Genomic DNA, 17,725 nt, shown 5'->3' with positions numbered 1-17,725 from the left:
CAATCAGATGGCTATGACAGTCCATTGCGATATCGTCAGCGCGGAAGGAGAAATCTTTTCCGGTCTGGTCGAGATGGTGATTGCGCACGGAGCACTGGGTGATCTTGGTATCGCCTTGGGTCACGCGCCGTTGATCACTAATCTCAAGCCGGGCCCGATCCGCCTGGTCAAGCAGGGCGGGGAAGAGGAGGTGTATTACATCTCCGGTGGTTTCCTCGAAGTTCAGCCGAACATGGTCAAGGTTCTTGCCGACACCGTGCAACGTGCTGGCGACCTGGATGAAGCCTCCGCTCAGGAAGCCGTCAAGGCTGCCGAGAAAGCCCTGCATGAGCGGGGCGCGGAATTCGACTACGGTTCTGCTTCCGCACGTCTGGCCGAGGCTGCAGCACAGCTGCGCACCGTCCAGCAGATCCGCAAGAAGTTTGGCCGCTAATAGGCCATCACTTGTTGCGCGATTGATTAAAAAGGGTAGCCTCGGCTACCCTTTTTTCTTTTCCGACGTTCATAACCTGGTCGCAGCCGCTGACCACCCAGGATTGGTAGCCAGTCATGTCACTAGAAATCGTTATCCTCGCTGCCGGCCAAGGCACCCGCATGCGTTCGGCATTGCCGAAAGTTCTGCACCCGATTGCCGGCAACTCGATGCTTGGCCACGTTATCCACAGCGCTCGTCAACTTGATCCACAACGCATCCATGTGGTGATCGGCCATGGTGCCGAAGCCGTACGTGAGCGCCTGGCGGCGGATGACCTGAATTTCGTCCTTCAGGACAAACAATTGGGTACCGGTCATGCCGTGGCTCAGGCTGTGCCGTTCATTGAGTCCGATACCGTGCTCATTCTCTACGGCGACGTGCCGCTGATTGAAGTCGACACCCTGCAACGCCTGCTCAAGAAAGTCGCGCCGCAACAACTGGGCCTGTTGACTGTCGAGCTGGACGACCCGACCGGCTATGGCCGCATCGTCCGCGATGACGCTGGCAAGGTCACGGCAATCGTTGAGCAAAAAGACGCCAACGAAGCCGAGCGTGCGATCACTGAAGGCAACACCGGGATTCTCGCCCTGCCTTTCGCCCAACTGGGTGGCTGGATGAGCCGTCTCTCCAACAACAATGCCCAGGGCGAGTATTACCTGACCGACGTGATCGCCATGGCGGTCAACGATGGTTTGGTGGTCGCCACCGAGCAGCCGCACGACGCCATGGAAGTGCAGGGCGCCAACGACCGCAAGCAACTTTCCGAACTCGAGCGTCACTATCAATTGCGCGCCGGTCGCCGTTTGATGGCCCAAGGCGTGACCTTGCGTGACCCGGCTCGTTTCGATGTACGCGGTGAAGTCACCGTCGGCCGTGATGTGCTGATCGACATCAACGTGATCCTCGAAGGCAAAGTCGTCATCGAAGACGACGTGGTGATCGGCCCGAACTGCGTGATCAAGGACAGCACTCTGCGCAAAGGCGTGGTGATCAAGGCCAACAGCCATATCGAAGGGGCCATTCTGGGCGAAGGCAGCGACGCCGGCCCGTTTGCACGCCTGCGTCCGGGCACCGTGCTTGAGGCGCGCGCGCATGTGGGCAACTTTGTCGAACTGAAGAACGCTCACTTGGGTGAAGGCGCGAAGGCCGGTCATCTGACTTACCTGGGGGATGCCGAGATTGGTGCGCGCACCAACATTGGCGCGGGCACTATCACGTGCAACTACGACGGCGCCAACAAGTGGAAAACCGTGCTGGGCGAAGATGTCTTCATCGGTTCCAACAACTCGTTGGTAGCGCCTGTGGATATCTCTTCCGGAGCGACCACGGCGGCGGGCTCGACCATTACGCAGAATGTGGATAACGCACAATTGGCGGTAGGTCGGGCACGGCAGAAGAATATCGACGGCTGGAAGCGGCCGGAGAAGGTCAAGAAAAGCTGAGTTATCCACAGCCCTTCAAAACTGAAAAATCGCAGTCTGGGACAGGCCTCCAACGGCCTCACCTCAGGTTGCGATTTTTTTTGGTTATACACAGGCTTTTTATCGCAACACGCTTGACGAAGTTTCGCCGATAGGTTTTGATTGCTTCCGTTATCTTTCGAATCGAAACTTACTAGCCCATGTCGAAGCGCAATACACCCCAACGCCGACACAATATCCTCACTTTGCTCAACGAGCAGGGCGAAGTCAGTGTGGACGAGCTGGCAAAGCGCTTCGAAACGTCGGAAGTTACGATTCGCAAGGATCTGGCGGCGCTTGAGAGTAATGGCCTGCTGCTACGTCGTTACGGCGGAGCGATCACCATGCCTCAGGAACTGGTGGCTGACATCGGCCAACCTGTCTCCAAATACAAACAAGCCATTGCCCGTGCCGCCGTCACGCGGATTCGCGAGCATGCGCGGATCATCATCGACAGCGGCAGCACCACCGCCGCCATGATCCCGGAACTGGGTCAGCAACCGGGGCTGGTAGTGATGACCAACTCGTTGCACGTGGCCAATGCCTTGAGCGAGCTCGAGCACGAACCGGTGCTGTTGATGACCGGCGGCACCTGGGACCCGCATTCCGAGTCCTTTCAGGGGCAGGTCGCCGAGCAGGTACTACGCTCTTACGACTTTGATCAGTTGTTTATCGGTGCCGATGGCATCGACCTGGTCCGCGGTACGACCACCTTCAACGAATTGCTGGGGCTCAGCCGGGTCATGGCCGAAGTCGCCCGTGAAGTCGTCGTGATGGTGGAGGCCGACAAGATCGGCCGCAAAATACCCAACCTGGAACTGCCATGGAGCAGCGTCCATACCCTTATTACCGATGATCGCTTGCCGCTGGAGGCACGCAATCAGATTCAGGCCCGCGGCATCAATTTGATTTGCGCGGCTGTCAGTCAGGAGAAATAGCATGTGTGGAATTGTCGGCGCAGTCGCAGAACGTAACATCACCGCCATCTTGCTCGAAGGCCTCAAGCGCCTGGAATACCGTGGCTACGACAGCGCCGGTGTGGCGGTCTTCACCAACGATGAAAAACTCGAGCGCATGCGTCGTCCGGGCAAGGTCAGCGAGCTGGAACTGGCACTCGATGCCGAGCCACTGGTCGGTCGCCTCGGCATCGCCCACACCCGCTGGGCCACACACGGCGCGCCGTGCGAGCGCAACGCCCACCCGCATTTCTCCGGCGACCTGGCCGTGGTGCACAACGGCATCATCGAAAACCACGAAGCCCTGCGTGAACAGCTGAAAGCCTTGGGTTATGTGTTCACCTCGGACACCGACACCGAAGTCATCGCTCACCTGCTGAACCACAAACTCAAGGATTTGCCCGACCTGACCGCGGCCCTCAAAGCCACCGTCAAAGAGTTGCACGGTGCTTACGGCCTGGCGGTCATCAGCGCCAAGCAGCCGGATCGCCTGGTCGCCGCCCGCAGTGGTAGCCCGTTGGTGATTGGTCTGGGCCTGGGTGAAAACTTCCTCGCTTCCGACCAATTGGCCCTGCGTCAGGTCACTGACCGTTTCATGTACCTGGAAGAAGGCGATATCGCCGAGATTCGCCGCGACAGCGTGCATATCTGGGACGTTGACGGCAAAGCTGTCGAGCGCGAAACCGTGCAGTACCGCGACGGTGCCGAAGCCGCCGACAAGGGCGAGTTCCGCCACTTCATGCTCAAGGAGATCCACGAGCAACCGTCTGTTGTTCAGCGCACCCTCGAAGGTCGCCTGAGCCCGAACGGCGTGCTGGTACAGGCATTCGGTCCACAGGCTGCCGAACTGTTCGCCAAAGTGCACAACGTGCAGATCGTTGCCTGCGGCACCAGCTATCACGCCGGTATGGTTGCCCGTTACTGGCTCGAAGAATTGGCCGGGATTCCATGCCAGGTCGAAGTTGCCAGCGAATTCCGCTACCGCAAAGTCGTGGTGCAACCCGACACGCTGTTCGTGACCATTTCTCAGTCCGGCGAAACCGCCGACACCCTGGCGGCCCTGCGCAACGCCAAGGAACTGGGTTTCCTCGCGAGCCTGGCGATCTGCAACGTCGGCATCAGTTCGCTGGTGCGTGAATCCGACCTGACCCTGCTGACCCAGGCCGGTCGCGAAATCGGCGTGGCCTCGACCAAAGCCTTCACCACTCAATTGGTAGGCCTTCTGTTGCTGACCCTGTCCCTGGGGCAGGTTCGCGGCACTTTGGCCAAGGGCGTCGAAGCCACATTGGTCGAAGAACTGCGCCGTCTGCCAACCCGCTTGGGCGAAGCCCTGGCGATGGACAGCACCGTGGAGAAAATCGCCGAACTGTTCGCCGAGAAAAACCACACGCTGTTTCTCGGCCGTGGCGCGCAATTCCCGGTAGCGATGGAAGGTGCCCTGAAACTCAAGGAAATCTCTTACATCCACGCTGAAGCCTACCCGGCTGGCGAACTGAAACACGGTCCGTTGGCGCTTGTGGATAACGACATGCCGGTGGTGACTGTGGCGCCGAACAACGAGCTGCTGGAGAAGTTGAAATCCAACCTCCAGGAAGTCCGCGCCCGTGGTGGCCAGTTGATCGTCTTCGCAGACGAGAAAGCCGGCATGACCAATGGCGAAGGCACGCACGTTGTGCACATGCCGCACATCCACGACATCCTGTCGCCGATCCTCTACACCATCCCGCTGCAGTTGCTGTCGTACTACGTTGCTGTGTTGAAAGGCACGGACGTTGACCAGCCGCGTAACCTGGCGAAGTCGGTGACAGTGGAATAAGTTATCCACAGGTGACCGAAACCCTTAAAAATCGCAGCCTACGGTTGCGATTTTTTTTATCTGAATAAAGGACATGCCCCATGGACCGATTCCAGGAAATGCAGGTCTTCGCCACCGTCGCCAAGGCGCAAGGTTTCTCGGCGGCGGCGCGAATTCTGGGGCTGTCGGCGGCGAGCGTCACTCGGGCCGTCGCGGCACTGGAGCAGCGCATTGGCACGCAGTTGATCACCCGTACGACCCGCAGCGTGCATTTGAGCGAGGCGGGGCAGCGTTATCTGGACGACTGCCGCAGGATTCTCGCCGAGGTGCAGGAAGCGGAGGATTCGGCGGCGGGGAGTCACGCACAACCCCGTGGGCAATTGACGATCACCGCGCCGGTATTGTTTGGAGAGTTGTTTGTCACGCCAGTGATGGTTGATTACCTGGCGCAGTACCCTGAGGTCTGCATCAATGCGCTGTTGCTTGATCGGGTGGTGAGCATCACGGAAGAGGGCATCGATGTGGCGGTGCGCATCGGCGATTTGCCCGACAGTAATCAGCATGCGATTCGGGTCGGCGAGGTACGGCGGGTGATTTGTGGTTCGCCAGCGCTGATCGCGGCACATGGCCGCCCCTTGCATCCGCAGGAACTGGTACAGGCCCCGATTATTGCAACGTCGGCCACGGGCCAATTACGTCACTGGCCCTTCCTTGAAAATGGCGAACCGCTGTCGGTGCGTACGGAGTCTCGGCTGGTGGTCACTGCCAATCAGGCTGCCATCACGGCCGCCTGCCTGGGGCTGGGGTTTACCCGCGTATTGTCGTATCAGGTTGCGGGAAAGGTGGCGGCGGGTGAGTTGCAAATCATCCTGTCTGAATTCGAATTGGCGCCGTTGCCGATTCACGTGATTTATCAGGGCGGGCGCAAAGCGCCTGCGCGAGTGCGCAGTTTTGTCGACTTCACGGTGAAGGCCCTGCGCGAGCATCCAGCCTTGAAGAACGAGGCACTATTGCTCCAGCTGAAATAATGGATTGCATTTGCTGGTTATTCTATTGTTTCGGTAGCAGGCGGAAGATGGCAACCCATCGGCGCCGACTCTTTCCAAAGGGCGCCTCCACCCAGCGGAGTCGACCATGCAAGCCATCAAACTCTACAACTTCCCACGCTCTGGCCACGCTCACCGTGTGGAGCTGATGCTGTCCCTGCTGCAATTGCCGACAGAGCTAGTCTTTGTCGATCTGGCCAAGGGGGCGCACAAGCAGCCGGATTACCTGGCGATCAACCCGATGGGTCAGGTGCCAGCCATCGATGACCAAGGCGTCGTGTTGGCCGACTCCAATGCGATCCTGGTGTATCTGGCGCAGAAGTATGGCAACGGGCGCTGGCTACCGACTGATCCTGTCGGCGCCGCCAAGGTTCAGCGCTGGTTATCGATTGCTGCCGGGCCGATTGCCTTTGGTGTGGCCAGAGCCAGGTTGATCACCGTGTTCGGCGCGTCCTACAACGCTGAAGAGGTGATCGCCAGCTCCCACGCCTTGCTCAAAATCATCGATCAGGAACTGTCTGCCACGCCGTATCTGACGGGGAGCGAGCCGACCATCGCCGACGTCTCGGCCTACAGTTACATCGCCCACGCGCCGGAGGGCAATGTCTCGCTCGACGACTACCCCCACATCCGCGCCTGGCTGGCGCGCATTGAAGCCTTACCAGGGTTTGTCGGCATGCCACGCACGGTGGTCGGTCTGCAAAAAACTGCCTGATGCTCACGGCCCGATCCGCTCGGGCCGTTCACGATGCGCCATTGGGCGCAGGGGAGGAGCCGTTATGGAACATTCACCTTGGCACGCCGGCGAGAAACAGTTGCAGGCTCATGTGGGGGTTGCCGAGCGAATGGAGGCGTTCGGACGTAAGGTGATTCGCAGTCAGATGCCGGATCAGCACCGCACGTTCTATCAGCAACTGCCTTTCATGCTGTACGGCGCCGTTGATGTCGAAGGCAACCCCTGGGCCAGCATTCTTGAAGGGGAACCGGGTTTCGCTCATTCCCCCGATCCATCGCTGTTGCAGTTCGACCACCTGCCGGGTGCCGATGACCCTGCGCAGCTGCAAGACGGTGCTGCCATCGGTTTGCTCGGTATTGAGTTGCACACCCGGCGCCGCAATCGCCTCAATGGCCGAGTCAGCGCCGTTACGGCCAGCGGATTCGGCGTCACGGTGGAGCAATCGTTCGGCAACTGCCCGCAATACATCCAATTGCGCCAGTTTCGTTCGGTGCCCTTGGCGGACCCTTCGAGCCGCGTTGCGCAGCACCTGACTGAACTGGATGACGCGGCCAGGACCATGATCGTCGACGCCGACACATTCTTTGTCGCCAGCTACGTGGACGTTGATGGCCAGCGTTCGGTAGATGTTTCTCACCGGGGCGGCCAGGTCGGTTTCGTACAGGTGGAAGGGAATCGCCTGACGATCCCTGACTTCGCCGGCAACCTGCATTTCAATACGCTGGGCAATCTGCTGGTCAATCCTCGCGCCGGTTTATTGTTCATCGATTTCAATTCGGGTGACCTGCTGCACCTCAGCGGGCGTACCGAAATTATCCTCGACGATCCGCTAATCGAAGCCTTTCAAGGTGCCGAGCGGCTGTGGACCTTCGAGGTCGAGCACGTGGTGCGCCGTCCTGCGGCGTTGGCCTTGCGCTGGCGCTTTGACGGCGTGTCGCCCACCAGTTTGCTGACGGGCACCTGGGCGCAGGCCAATGCACGCCTGCAAGCCAAGGCTTTGGGCGATCATTGGCGGTCGCTGCGGGTGGCGCGAATCGAACAGGAAAGCCACCACATTCGTTCGATCTATCTGGAGCCTGCCGATGGCGCCGGATTGCCGGTGTTCCAGGCCGGGCAGCATTTGCCTTTGCGGTTCAACATTGACGGTGACGTGCATATCCGCACGTACAGCCTGTCGAGTGCGCCGTCCGATGACTTTTTCCGTATCAGCGTGAAGCGTGACGGGCTGGTGTCATCGCATCTGCATGACCATATTCGCGTGGGTGATGTGCTGGAGGCCCGTGCGCCTCAAGGGCATTTCACCGTGGCACCGCATGAGCGGCGACCGCTGGTATTGCTGGCGGCTGGCGTGGGCATTACGCCGCTGCTGTCGATGGTGCGAGAGGTGGTTTATCAAGGCCTGCGCACACGGAGCATTCGTCCGACCTGGTTCATCCAGAGCTCGCGTACCTTGGCCGATCAACCGTTTCGTCCAGAACTGAATCGTTTGCTCGACGGGCTTGGCGATGCGGTGCGAGTCCTGCGTCTGCTCAGTCAGCCGGAGCCCGAGGCGCGCGAAGGCGAAGATTTCGACCTGACCGGGCGGATCGACGCCGACCTGCTCAAGAACATGCTTGAGGCAGAAGACTACGATCAGCTGGATTTCGTCCTCTGCGGTCCTGGAGCGTTTACCCAGGCGATGTACGACAGCTTGCGTGACATGGACATCCGCGATTCAAGGATTCACGCTGAGACGTTTGGGCCGTCGACGTTGCGCCGGGTACCCGATCCGGATGCAGTGGTCATCGAGCAACCACCGGCCTCCACGACGTCAGTACCGGTGGTGTTCGAGCGTTCGGCCAAAGAGGCGCGCTGGAAACCCGATAGCGGCAGTTTGCTGGAGTTGGCTGAAAGCCGTGGTTTGCGCCCGGAATTCAGCTGCCGTGGCGGTTCCTGCGGGACCTGCAAGACGCGCCTGATCAGCGGCGAAGTGACTTATCCACAAGTGCCGGCAGAAGTGCCCGGCGCTGGAGAGGTACTGATTTGCTGTGCGGTGCCGGCGCAGGGTTCGAAGCCGCTGGTGCTGGATCTGTAACCCTTGGTCCTGCGGCTGAAGCCCGGCTCCTACAGAACCATTCAGGCGTAAGACAGGGATTTTTCCTCAAGCAGCTCTTCGTACAGCTCGGTCCACTTGCGGCCCATCTCATCCGCTGTGAATAACTGCCGATACCGAACCTCAGCCTTCAGTCCCATTTCTGCCGCACGTGTCGGGTTTTCCCACAGCGTGCGCATCGCTTCACGGAAGGCCTGTGGATGACTCGGAGGCACCACCAGCCCGGTTTCATTGTGGATGTTGATGTAACTGGTGCCGGTGCCGATCTCGCTGGAAATCATCGGTTTGCCATACATCGCACCTTCGAGCAGCGAAATGCCGAATGCTTCGGAGCGCAGGTGCGATGGAAAAACGATGGCGTAACTCAGCTCCAGCAGCGCCACTTTGTCTTCGTCCCCCAGCCGACCCAGGAAGTGAATATTGTGTAAGCCCAGGGCGGCCGCCTGAGCGTGAAGCTCTACTTCCAGAGGGCCGGCCCCAACAATCACCGTGGGGTAGTCCAGATCCTTCAAGGCATCGAGCAGGATGTGCAAACCCTTGTAGTAACGCATTACCCCCACAAACAGGAAAAACTTATCCCCAAGCTGCTGCCGCCAATGCGCCATTCGCTCGCTATCCGGTTGTGGATAACCTGCCTTGTTCAGCCCATAGGGGATTACGCGAGTCTTGTCCTGAAACTGCTGCAACACATCGCTGGTGTGCAAGTAGTTGGGTGACGCGGTAACGATCCGGTCCGCGCTGGCCAGAAACCGGTTCATCAGCGGCCGGTAGAGTTTGAGCAGGTGTTTCTGGCGAATGATGTCCGAGTGGTACGTCACCACGCTCGGTTTGTTCATGCCGCTGGCGAAATGCACCAGGTCCATGAACGGCCAGGGGAAGTGGTAATTGACCACATCGGCCTCGGCGGCCAACTCGCGAAACTGTTTGAAGACGCTCCAGGAAAACCCCGTGGAGGCGAACTGAATGTCGAGTCTGGCCCGGTGGGCTTCGTGGTGAGCGAGCTGCACCACAGGCGGTGTCGGATCGGCACTTAGTGTCAGTACTTGGCCTTCAACGCCGCACTGGGCGCCGCTTTCGCACAACTGGAAGATCACTTGTTCGATCCCGCCGACCGAGTCAGGCAAGTACGTCTTGAAAAAATGAAGAACTCGCATTCAACCTCCCATGGCCTGGCGGTAGGCGCGTGCCGTGACCTGCGCACAACGCTCCCAGGTAAAAAGCCTTGCCTGAAGTAATCCTGCTTCCGTGCATGCCTGCCAGTGCGCTTGATCTTCGATCAAACGGCTCATGGTATTGCGCAAGCCTTCGGGTTCGTCAGGTTCAATATAGTTGCCCGCAGCGCCAGCCACCTCGGGCATGGCCGAACGCCGGGTCAGAATGACGGGGGTGCCGCAGGCCATGGCTTCCAGCACCGGTAGGCCGAAGCCTTCGTAAAGCGATGGAAAAATCAACGCCCGAGCACCGGCCATCAGCTGCGCGACTTGCTCGTCGGGCAGGTAACCCAGCAAACAGACGTGACCGCTGGCCAGGGCCTGATGCAATTCTTCACTGAACTGCTCGTGTTGCCAGCCGGCCATGCCGACGATCAGCAGCGGAAAACGCTGACGCACCGCCTCCGGCAACAGAGCATGGGCGCGCAGTGCCAGGGTCAGGTTCTTGCGCGGTTCCAGGGTGCCGACGCAGAGGAAATATTCCCGCGCGACGACGCCATGGGCCTTGAGAACGGCGTCGATGGCCTCGGGAGTCCGGGGGTGGAAACGCGCCGCTACACCCAGAGGTGCGACGACAAACCGCTCGGCTGGCAGCCCGAAATGCGCCTGGGCTTCGTCGGCTATAAACTGCGAGTCGGTAAGAATCAGGTTCGCCTGGCGTACGCCGTCGGCCAGCCGCCGTTCGATTTCCCGCAAGCGCGCGGGCGGCTGCGTGTCGGGGTAGTGCAGGTGAGTCAGGTCATGCAGAGTGATGATCGTCGGGCCGTCGAACGAAAGCGGCCACAAACTTGGTTCGTGGTAGAGGTCGATGGATTGCGCGCGACCTTGATCGAAGCGTTTCTGCTCCAGCCAGCGCCGGGCCTGATAGGCTCCTGGAATCTGCCGCAGCAGCGGCGTCAGTCGCGAATAACCGGGCATGGCCGCTTCCGGCAGAGCCGAGCTCCAGCCCCAGCCATGAAACAGCGCCAGCTCGATATCCGGCTCATCGGCTAACGCGTTCGCCAGTTCGGCGACGTAGTGGCCAATGCCGGTACGCGGTGCCTGGAGGATCCGGGCATTAAGGGCAATTCGCATGTTGCCTCTCTGTCATGACCGACGCTTCTACATGATTGCGCAGGGTTCGTTCGGCCAACTGGGCACTCGCTTCACGCCAGCCGATCCAGCGCCAGTGCGCGACGTCGCGGGTGGCCGGGAATTGACCGCCGCGCTCGAAATCCACGACCAGGTCGCACAGGCTGTGTGGCTCGGCCAGATCGAAGTACGCCATGAACTCGCCACCGATTTCCCGAAAGACCGGAATATCGCTGCCCATGGCCGGCAGTCCGCGTTGCATGGCTTCCACCAGTGGCAGGCCGAAGCCTTCGACATACGATGGAAACACCAGTGAGCTGGCGTGGCTGTAGGCGTGTTCGAGGCTGGTGTCACTCAGATCGTTGAACATGAACAGGCGCTGGTTCAGTTGCGGGTGATTGCGTACCCGCGCGAGCAGGGCGTCGCACTTCCAGCCGATTCGACCGGCAATGCACAACCGGGCCTTGGAGCCCGCCGCCCAAGCCAACTCGAAAGCGTCCAGCAGGTAATCATGGTTCTTGCGCGGTTCGATAGTACTGACCATCAAGAACACCGGTTCCGGTGTTTCAAATAGCCGGGCAAGGCGCGGTTCCACAGCGGCGGTTGCTTCGCTGAGGTCGAGTTCGGAGCCGAGGTGGAAATAGTCGAACCACAGCTCATTGGCCTTGGCAGGACCGAGACGGCGCTGTAATTCCTCACGCACCTGGTCACGCACCGTGGCAGAAATTGCCATGTAGCCATCGGCCGTTCGGGTGATCCAATCGAACCATTCGTTGAAAACCTGGACTAGCCGGGTGTCGTAGAACTGCGGGTGAGTCAGGGGGATCAGATCGTAGACCACCGAAATGATGCCCACGCCTTCACGTTTCAGCTGTTCGGCAAACGGGAAAAAGTCGGTATGCCAGGACGAGTCCAGCAACACCAGTTGATCCCCCGGCTGATGCAGCAACGGCGTGCAGCGTTTGGGCAGTTGATACTGGTTGATGCCTTCGATCAACCGCAGCGGAATGCTGAAGCAGGTGATCGCCGTCACCCGATAGGCCACATGCAGCAAACGCTTGATCACTCGCGAGTTGCTGCGATTGTGCAGGCGTTGGTGCAGTTGCCAGAAACGGTGAGCCAGGCGTCCCAGACGTCCACCGAAAGTCATCAAGTGATCGAAAAACGGGATGTTCAGCGCGCCGAGCATCAGTACTCGATAGAGCTTGCCTTTGAGCATCACTACCGGGATGCAGTCGACACCGTCGACCGATTTCGGCAATTGATTGACGACGTTGCGCACCACTCGCTGTATACCCGAGTTGACCTTGGGGTGCTGGAAAACGTGGGTGCACTCCACCAGAAGGCGCGTCATGGTGTGTTTTCCGGCATCAGCGTTTCAACGGAGCGGGTGATGGTGGTTTTCGCCCCCAGCCACGAGCAGCCCACGAAGTCTTCGTGGCGGTTATTGATCACGTGGAACACCAGACCGTAGTCCCGCCATTCGAAATTGCGATCCAGGTGCGAATCCAGCCGGGACAGACTCAGGGCCACCGAATAGTTACCCTTGCCCAGTCCCATGATGAAAGCAAAGCGGTAGGTCACGCGCTCCCCGGCCTTCAGATCATTCAGCGCCTGGTCCTGGCGATGTGTGTTGATGCCGTACATAGCCTGGCCCAGGCGATCCTTGATCATGAAGCCCAGTACCAGCCGCTCGATGTCCTGGCGGATGTCGACGTCCACCTCCAGCACCACCGGCTGACCGACTTCCGCCGCATCGATGGACCGTTCGTGCTCGTCCAGCAAGCGCACCCGCAAAATCCCGGCTTCACCGGTGCCTGAAATAGTGCTGACCTGGCCGCCTGAGAGCATTTCCTGACGCACTGTCTGGCCTTCGCGCTCGGCGAGTAGCGCGTTGTAGTAATCCATGACGGCTTCAGGTGTGCTGTGCATGGCCATCCGTCCCTTTTCCAGAAGGATCGCCGAGTCGCAGATCGACTGAATCGCCGAGCGGTCGTGGGACACGATCAACAGCGTGGTGCCGGCTTTGCGGAAGCTGCGGATGCGGTCGAAACTTTTGTGCTGGAAGTAGGCGTCGCCCACTGACAGTGCTTCGTCGACGATCAAAATATCCGGTCGCCGCGCGGTGGCCACGCTGAATGCCAGGCGCATCTGCATGCCGCTGGAATAGGTACGCACGGGATGGTCGATGGCGTCGCCGATTTCCGCGAAGCGTTCGATCTCGGGCATCAATTCTTCGATTTCTTCGACTTGCATGCCCAGCAGTTGGCCGGCCATGACCGCGTTCTGCCGGCCGGTGAAGTCCGCATGAAAACCCATGCCCAGTTCCAACAGGGCGGCAACGCGACCTTCGAGCTGGATGCTGCCGCAGGTGGGTTGGGTGGTGCCGGTGATCATTTTCAGCAGGGTGCTTTTGCCCGCGCCGTTGACCCCGACGATGCCCACGGACTCGCCGGGCGCAATCTCGAAGGCCACGTCTTGCAGCACCCAGTGCTGGCGATGACGGATCGGCGAAAACGGGATCAGCCATTCAGCCAGTCGGCTCCAGCGATTGGGGTATTGCTTGTAGGCCTTGCCCAGGCCGGTGACGCGTATGTGCCCCATCAGAGTTCATCCACCATTTCACCGACCCGCTGACGGAACAACCGCAGCCCGATCACGCAGAACACCGCGCCGCTCACGAATATCGGCAGCAGAGAACTCCAGACCGGCCATTGGCCGTAAAGGAACACATTCTGATAGCTGGTAATCAGATTGGTCAGGGGGTTGAGTTGCAGCAGGCGTTGTACCCATTCCGGCAGGATGCTCATCGGATACACGATCGGCGTCAGCCAGAACCAGAATTGCAGGCAGATGGCGAAAAATTGTCCGACATCGCGAAAGAACACATTCAATACACCCAGAATCATCCCCAACCCGGCACAAAACATAACCTGCAAGGCCAACAGCGGAATGAGCGCCAGCAGCGCCATGCCGGGCAGTCGCCCGCTAATCAGCAGAAAGCCTATGAACAAGCCGATGATGATCGCGAAGTTGATGCCAGCGTTGAACAACACGATCACTGGCAGGCAGATCCGCGGGAAGCTGATTTTCTTCAGCAGGTTGGCGTTGTCGAGGAACATGTTCTGACTGCGCACGGTGATTTCTGCGAACAATCCCCACGTCAGGAGGCCGGCGCAGAGGTAAACACTGTAGGCCAAACCGTCATCCACCCCTGGCAAACGGGCGCGCATGATGTGGGAAAAGATCACGGTGTAGACAATGATCATCGACAGCGGGTTAAGCACGGTCCACAGGGCACCGAACAACGAATTTCGGTAACGCGCCTGGAATTCTCGCTTGACGCTACCAAGGATGAATCCCCGATAGCCCCACAGCGAGCGGTACAAAGAAAGCAGCATTCAAACCGTCCTGCCGTATTGGTCTTCGAAGCGGACGATATCGTCCTCTCCCAGGTATTCGCCGCTTTGCACTTCGATGATCACCAGGTCAATCACGCCGGGGTTTTCCAGGCGATGCCTGTGGCCGGCGGCAATGAACGTTGATTCGTTCTTCGCGACCAGATGAGTACCGGTGCCGTTGTTGGTGACCTTGGCCATGCCTTCGACCACGACCCAATGTTCATTGCGATGGTGGTGCATCTGCAGCGACAACTTGCCACCGGGCTTGACCACGATGCGTTTGATTTTGAAGCGAGGGCCTTCTTCGAGCACGGTGTAGGTGCCCCACGGCCGGCTGACCGTACGGTGCAGGCGATAGGCTTCGTGCTTCTTGTCCTTGAGCTGCTTGACCACCCGACGCACGTCCTGCGCGCGATCGGCGTGGGCGACCAACACGGCGTCGGCGGTGTCGATGATGATCAGGTTATCCACACCCACGGCTGCTACCAACCGTTCTTCGCTCTGGACAAAGTTGTTGTGGCTGTCGATGAACACGGCATCGCCGCTGGCACGGTTGTTTTGTGCATCGGCAGGCACCAGTGCGGCCACTGCGCCCCAGGAGCCAATATCACTCCAGTCGAATTGGGCGGGCACCACGACCACTTTGTCGGAGTGTTCCATCAGCGCGTAGTCGATGGAGATGTCGGTGATCTCGGCGAACAACGCCGGGGACAATTCCTGTTGCAGGCAACCGACGGTTTCCACCGGGCTACTGGCCGCCATGCAGGTTTTCGTCTGCTCGAGCAACTCGGGGGCGTGGATCTGCAATTCGGCCAGCACGGTGGCAATCGAGAAGCAGAACATCCCGGAGTTCCACAGGAAGTTACCGCTCTCCAGGTAATGCGTCGCGGTTTGCACATCAGGTTTTTCGACGAAGCGCTGCACTTTGGCCGCGCCTTTTGCGTCCAGCGCAGCGCCGGTTTCGATGTAGCCGAAACCGGTATCCGGCGCGGTCGGCACCACGCCGAAGGTCACCAGGAAACCATCCCTGGCCAGTGCCACGGCGTGTTCCACGGCGGTCTTCAAGGCCTCTTCGTTGAGGATCAAATGGTCGGCGGGCATCACCACCATGATCGCTTCATCACCGTGCAGGGCTTGCAACGACAGCGCTGCCGCGGCAATGGCCGGGGCCGTGTTGCGGCCCGTCGGCTCCAGCATGAAGTGCCCGCGATGACGGCTGAGCTGCGCCTCCTGATAGTGATCCTTGCTCTGGAAGTAGTAGTCGCGATTGGTCACCGTGACGATATCGCCCCAGCCATCGAGCAGGCCGGCGGCCCGCCGATAGGTTTTGCCCAGCAGCGACTGACCGTCGGGCAAGGTCATGAACGGCTTTGGATGGCCTTCGCGGGACACCGGCCACAAGCGCGTACCGGCACCGCCGGAGAGAATCACAGGAATCAGCATGGCCTACTCCTTGGCGACGCGTTTCATGTCCGCATCCATCATCATGCGGATCAAGGTATCCAGATCGGTCTTCGGCTTCCAGCCCAGTACGCGCTGGGCTTTGGCCGGGTTGCCTAGCAGCACTTCCACTTCGGCCGGGCGGAAAAACGCCGGGTCGATTTTCACGAAGTCGCGGTAGTTCAGGTCGACGTGTTCGAAGGCGATCCGGCACATTTCGCGCACGGTGGTGGTGATGCCGGTGGCGACCACAAAGTCATCGGGTTTGTCTTGTTGCAGCATCAGCCACATGGCTTCGACGTAGTCGCCGGCAAATCCCCAATCGCGCTTGGCGTCGATGTTGCCCAGGCGCAGTTCCTGCTGTTTGCCCTGCTTGATGCGGGCGGCGGCGTCGGTGACTTTGCGGGTCACGAATTCGATGCCGCGCAGGGGCGATTCGTGGTTGAACAGGATCCCGCTGCTGGCGTGCAGATTAAAACTTTCGCGGTAGTTCACGGTGATCCAGTGGCCATACAGTTTGGCCACGCCGTACGGGCTACGCGGATAGAACGGGGTGTTTTCATCTTGCTGTTCGGCCTGGATCAGGCCAAACATTTCACTGGTGGACGCTTGATAAAAACGCGTGTGGGGACTGAATTGGCGAATGGCTTCGAGCAGGTGAGTCACGCCCAGGCCGTCGACGATGCCGGTGGTGACGGGTTGGTCCCAGGAGGCGGCGACGAAGCTTTGCGCCGCCAGGTTATAGACCTCGTCCGGGGCCGACTTGATGACCGCGCGCTGCACCGAGCAGGCATCGGCCATGTCGCCGTCCAGGTAAACGATGTCGCCCTCGACGCCCATTTCACGCAAGCGCCAGCGCGAATCGCTGCTGCGCCGCGCCACCAGGCCGTGGACTTTATACCCCTTGTCGAGCAGCAGTTTGGCCAGATAAGCGCCGTCCTGCCCGGTGATCCCTGTGATCAGTGCACTTTTAGTCATTCTTGTCGTACTCGCTTCTCCCAGTCGGACAGGATCGCCCGCAGGGATTGTTGTGTTGTGATTTCAGGCGTCCATCCTGTGGTCTGGGCAAGCTTGGCATGGCTGCCACAAACGCGACGCTGATCCGCGCGACGAAGGCGCGCGGGGTCTTGAATCAATTGCATGTCGACCTGAGCGAGGTCCCCCAGTTGTTCGATCAAACTGCGAATGCTCTGCTCGTGTCCCGAGCAGATGTTGTAGACCTGTCCCGGCACGCCCTTTTCCAGCAGCGCCAGGTAGGCCGAAATCACGTCCTCAACGTCAAGAAAATCGCGCGTGACGTCGATGTCACCGACTTCCAGTTGCGGCGCTTGCAAGCCTTGTTTGATTCGGCTGATCTGCCGGGCTGCGCTGGCGATGGCGAAGCTTTCATTCTGGCCGGTGCCAATGTGGTTGAACGGACGGGCAACCATGACCGGCCAGCCTTCGCTCAGGCCCCATTGCAGGCTAAGGAATTCCGCCGACAGTTTGCTCACGGCATAGGGATTGCGCGGGCAGGGTGGCTGTTGTTCGGTGATGGGCAGGTCGGTTTCAGTGACCTGGCCGTAGACGTCGCCAGAACTGATGTACAGAAATGTCCCGGTGAAACCGCGGGCCTTCAGGGCTTGCAGCAGGTTCAGGGTGCCGAGCAGGTTGATGTTGAGCGTGCGCGCCGGATCGCGGAAGGCTTCGGGGACGAAGGTCTGGCCGGCCAGGTGAATGACTGCATCGGGCATCTCGGGCCACAGACCTTCGAGGCTGCCGGGCTCGGCGAGATCGTAACGGGAAGTGGCAGGCAGAAGCGCCCATTCCGAGGCATCAGCGTTCAGGCGAGATTGGATGTGTTGTCCGACGAATCCACTCAGACCCGTCACGAACAGACGCTTTTTCAAACAGCAGCCCCTTGGTCATTCATTTCGTCCGTTTCCCCACAGGCTTTATGGAGATGTCTGACAGACCGGGTGGATGGGTTGGTCGAAAGACAGGCGAAATGCATTGTTGTAGTTGTTTGGTAGCCAATCTGTGCCAATTGCTCAGCAATTTCA

At 59.7% G+C, this 17,725-nt stretch carries 15 protein-coding genes; 7 read left to right on the top strand and 8 right to left on the bottom strand.

Features of this window, described 5'->3' with window-relative positions; genetic code table 11:
- The first annotated feature begins 7 nt into the window (after positions 1 to 7).
- The 7 genes from J2X66_RS07575 to J2X66_RS07545 all read left to right on the top strand — a co-directional run bounded on the left by J2X66_RS07575 (position 8) and on the right by J2X66_RS07545 (position 8,542).
- A complete protein-coding gene (locus J2X66_RS07575; RefSeq protein WP_123433228.1) occupies positions 8 to 433 on the top strand; it encodes a F0F1 ATP synthase subunit epsilon in 426 nt (141 codons plus the stop codon).
- Between the two features lie 116 nt (positions 434 to 549).
- A complete protein-coding gene (glmU, locus tag J2X66_RS07570) occupies positions 550 to 1,917 on the top strand; it encodes a bifunctional UDP-N-acetylglucosamine diphosphorylase/glucosamine-1-phosphate N-acetyltransferase GlmU (protein WP_310262839.1) in 1,368 nt (455 codons plus the stop codon).
- Between the two features lie 179 nt (positions 1,918 to 2,096).
- Complete coding sequence (locus J2X66_RS07565) at positions 2,097 to 2,873, top strand: DeoR family transcriptional regulator (protein WP_310262836.1); 777 nt, start codon at positions 2,097 to 2,099, stop codon at positions 2,871 to 2,873.
- A 1-nt stretch (position 2,874) separates the two neighbouring features.
- Positions 2,875 to 4,707 (top strand): glutamine--fructose-6-phosphate transaminase (isomerizing), encoded by a 1,833-nt coding sequence (gene glmS, locus J2X66_RS07560; RefSeq protein WP_310262832.1) that lies wholly within the window; start codon positions 2,875 to 2,877, stop codon positions 4,705 to 4,707.
- An 80-nt stretch (positions 4,708 to 4,787) separates the two neighbouring features.
- Positions 4,788 to 5,714 (top strand): LysR family transcriptional regulator, encoded by a 927-nt coding sequence (locus J2X66_RS07555; RefSeq protein ID WP_310262829.1) that lies wholly within the window; start codon positions 4,788 to 4,790, stop codon positions 5,712 to 5,714.
- Between the two features lie 106 nt (positions 5,715 to 5,820).
- Positions 5,821 to 6,447 carry a glutathione S-transferase gene (locus J2X66_RS07550; protein WP_310262826.1) on the top strand — a complete coding sequence of 209 codons (627 nt, stop codon included), beginning with the start codon at positions 5,821 to 5,823 and terminating at the stop codon, positions 6,445 to 6,447.
- A 64-nt stretch (positions 6,448 to 6,511) separates the two neighbouring features.
- The gene (locus tag J2X66_RS07545; protein ID WP_310262824.1) at positions 6,512 to 8,542 is read left to right on the top strand and encodes a pyridoxamine 5'-phosphate oxidase family protein; all 2,031 of its coding nucleotides are present in this window, start codon (positions 6,512 to 6,514) and stop codon (positions 8,540 to 8,542) included.
- Positions 8,543 to 8,583: 41 nt separating this feature from the next.
- Here J2X66_RS07545 and J2X66_RS07540 read toward each other — a convergent pair whose 3' ends face one another.
- From J2X66_RS07540 to J2X66_RS07505, 8 genes are read right to left on the bottom strand one after another with little or no spacing between them, the layout of a single operon-like run.
- Entirely contained in the window at positions 8,584 to 9,714 is a 1,131-nt protein-coding gene (locus J2X66_RS07540; protein WP_310262820.1) for a glycosyltransferase family 4 protein, read from the bottom strand.
- Entirely contained in the window at positions 9,715 to 10,845 is a 1,131-nt protein-coding gene (locus tag J2X66_RS07535; RefSeq protein WP_310262816.1) for a glycosyltransferase family 1 protein, read from the bottom strand. It lies immediately after the preceding gene.
- Positions 10,829 to 12,196, bottom strand: a complete 1,368-nt coding sequence (locus J2X66_RS07530; RefSeq protein ID WP_310262813.1) for a glycosyltransferase family 1 protein — start codon at positions 12,194 to 12,196, stop codon at positions 10,829 to 10,831. The genes J2X66_RS07535 and J2X66_RS07530 overlap by 17 nt, the downstream gene beginning before the upstream one ends.
- Positions 12,193 to 13,446 carry an ABC transporter ATP-binding protein gene (locus tag J2X66_RS07525; protein ID WP_310262810.1) on the bottom strand — a complete coding sequence of 418 codons (1,254 nt, stop codon included), beginning with the start codon at positions 13,444 to 13,446 and terminating at the stop codon, positions 12,193 to 12,195. The genes J2X66_RS07530 and J2X66_RS07525 overlap by 4 nt, the downstream gene beginning before the upstream one ends.
- Complete coding sequence (locus J2X66_RS07520; RefSeq protein WP_310262807.1) at positions 13,446 to 14,243, bottom strand: ABC transporter permease; 798 nt, start codon at positions 14,241 to 14,243, stop codon at positions 13,446 to 13,448. Before J2X66_RS07520 ends, J2X66_RS07525 begins: the two co-directional genes overlap by 1 nt.
- A complete protein-coding gene (locus tag J2X66_RS07515; protein ID WP_310262805.1) occupies positions 14,244 to 15,686 on the bottom strand; it encodes a mannose-1-phosphate guanylyltransferase/mannose-6-phosphate isomerase in 1,443 nt (480 codons plus the stop codon).
- 3 nt (positions 15,687 to 15,689) lie between these two features.
- Entirely contained in the window at positions 15,690 to 16,661 is a 972-nt protein-coding gene (gmd, locus tag J2X66_RS07510; RefSeq protein WP_027926228.1) for a GDP-mannose 4,6-dehydratase, read from the bottom strand.
- Entirely contained in the window at positions 16,658 to 17,572 is a 915-nt protein-coding gene (locus J2X66_RS07505) for a GDP-mannose 4,6-dehydratase (RefSeq protein ID WP_310262800.1), read from the bottom strand. Before J2X66_RS07505 ends, gmd begins: the two co-directional genes overlap by 4 nt.
- Between the last annotated feature and the right edge of the window lie 153 nt (positions 17,573 to 17,725).

Origin of the sequence: Pseudomonas sp. 3296 (genome assembly GCF_031456615.1) — a bacterium.
GTDB classification, from domain to species: domain Bacteria; phylum Pseudomonadota; class Gammaproteobacteria; order Pseudomonadales; family Pseudomonadaceae; genus Aquipseudomonas; species Aquipseudomonas mucoides.
The sequence above is the reverse complement of the archived record's forward strand: the minus strand, read 5'-3'. Positions and strand labels throughout refer to the sequence as shown.

What these genes read in the sequence shown, in the direction of transcription:
- J2X66_RS07575 (WP_123433228.1), top strand. Translation starts at nt 8, where the DNA reads ATGGCTATGACAGTCCATTGCGATATCGTCAGCGCGGAAGGAGAAATC.
- glmU (WP_310262839.1), top strand. Translation starts at nt 550, where the DNA reads ATGTCACTAGAAATCGTTATCCTCGCTGCCGGCCAAGGCACCCGCATG.
- J2X66_RS07565 (WP_310262836.1), top strand. Translation starts at nt 2,097, where the DNA reads ATGTCGAAGCGCAATACACCCCAACGCCGACACAATATCCTCACTTTG.
- glmS (WP_310262832.1), top strand. Translation starts at nt 2,875, where the DNA reads ATGTGTGGAATTGTCGGCGCAGTCGCAGAACGTAACATCACCGCCATC.
- J2X66_RS07555 (WP_310262829.1), top strand. Translation starts at nt 4,788, where the DNA reads ATGGACCGATTCCAGGAAATGCAGGTCTTCGCCACCGTCGCCAAGGCG.
- J2X66_RS07550 (WP_310262826.1), top strand. Translation starts at nt 5,821, where the DNA reads ATGCAAGCCATCAAACTCTACAACTTCCCACGCTCTGGCCACGCTCAC.
- J2X66_RS07545 (WP_310262824.1), top strand. Translation starts at nt 6,512, where the DNA reads ATGGAACATTCACCTTGGCACGCCGGCGAGAAACAGTTGCAGGCTCAT.
- J2X66_RS07540 (WP_310262820.1), bottom strand. Translation starts at nt 9,714, where the DNA reads ATGCGAGTTCTTCATTTTTTCAAGACGTACTTGCCTGACTCGGTCGGC.
- J2X66_RS07535 (WP_310262816.1), bottom strand. Translation starts at nt 10,845, where the DNA reads ATGCGAATTGCCCTTAATGCCCGGATCCTCCAGGCACCGCGTACCGGC.
- J2X66_RS07530 (WP_310262813.1), bottom strand. Translation starts at nt 12,196, where the DNA reads ATGACGCGCCTTCTGGTGGAGTGCACCCACGTTTTCCAGCACCCCAAG.
- J2X66_RS07525 (WP_310262810.1), bottom strand. Translation starts at nt 13,446, where the DNA reads ATGGGGCACATACGCGTCACCGGCCTGGGCAAGGCCTACAAGCAATAC.
- J2X66_RS07520 (WP_310262807.1), bottom strand. Translation starts at nt 14,243, where the DNA reads ATGCTGCTTTCTTTGTACCGCTCGCTGTGGGGCTATCGGGGATTCATC.
- J2X66_RS07515 (WP_310262805.1), bottom strand. Translation starts at nt 15,686, where the DNA reads ATGCTGATTCCTGTGATTCTCTCCGGCGGTGCCGGTACGCGCTTGTGG.
- gmd (WP_027926228.1), bottom strand. Translation starts at nt 16,661, where the DNA reads ATGACTAAAAGTGCACTGATCACAGGGATCACCGGGCAGGACGGCGCT.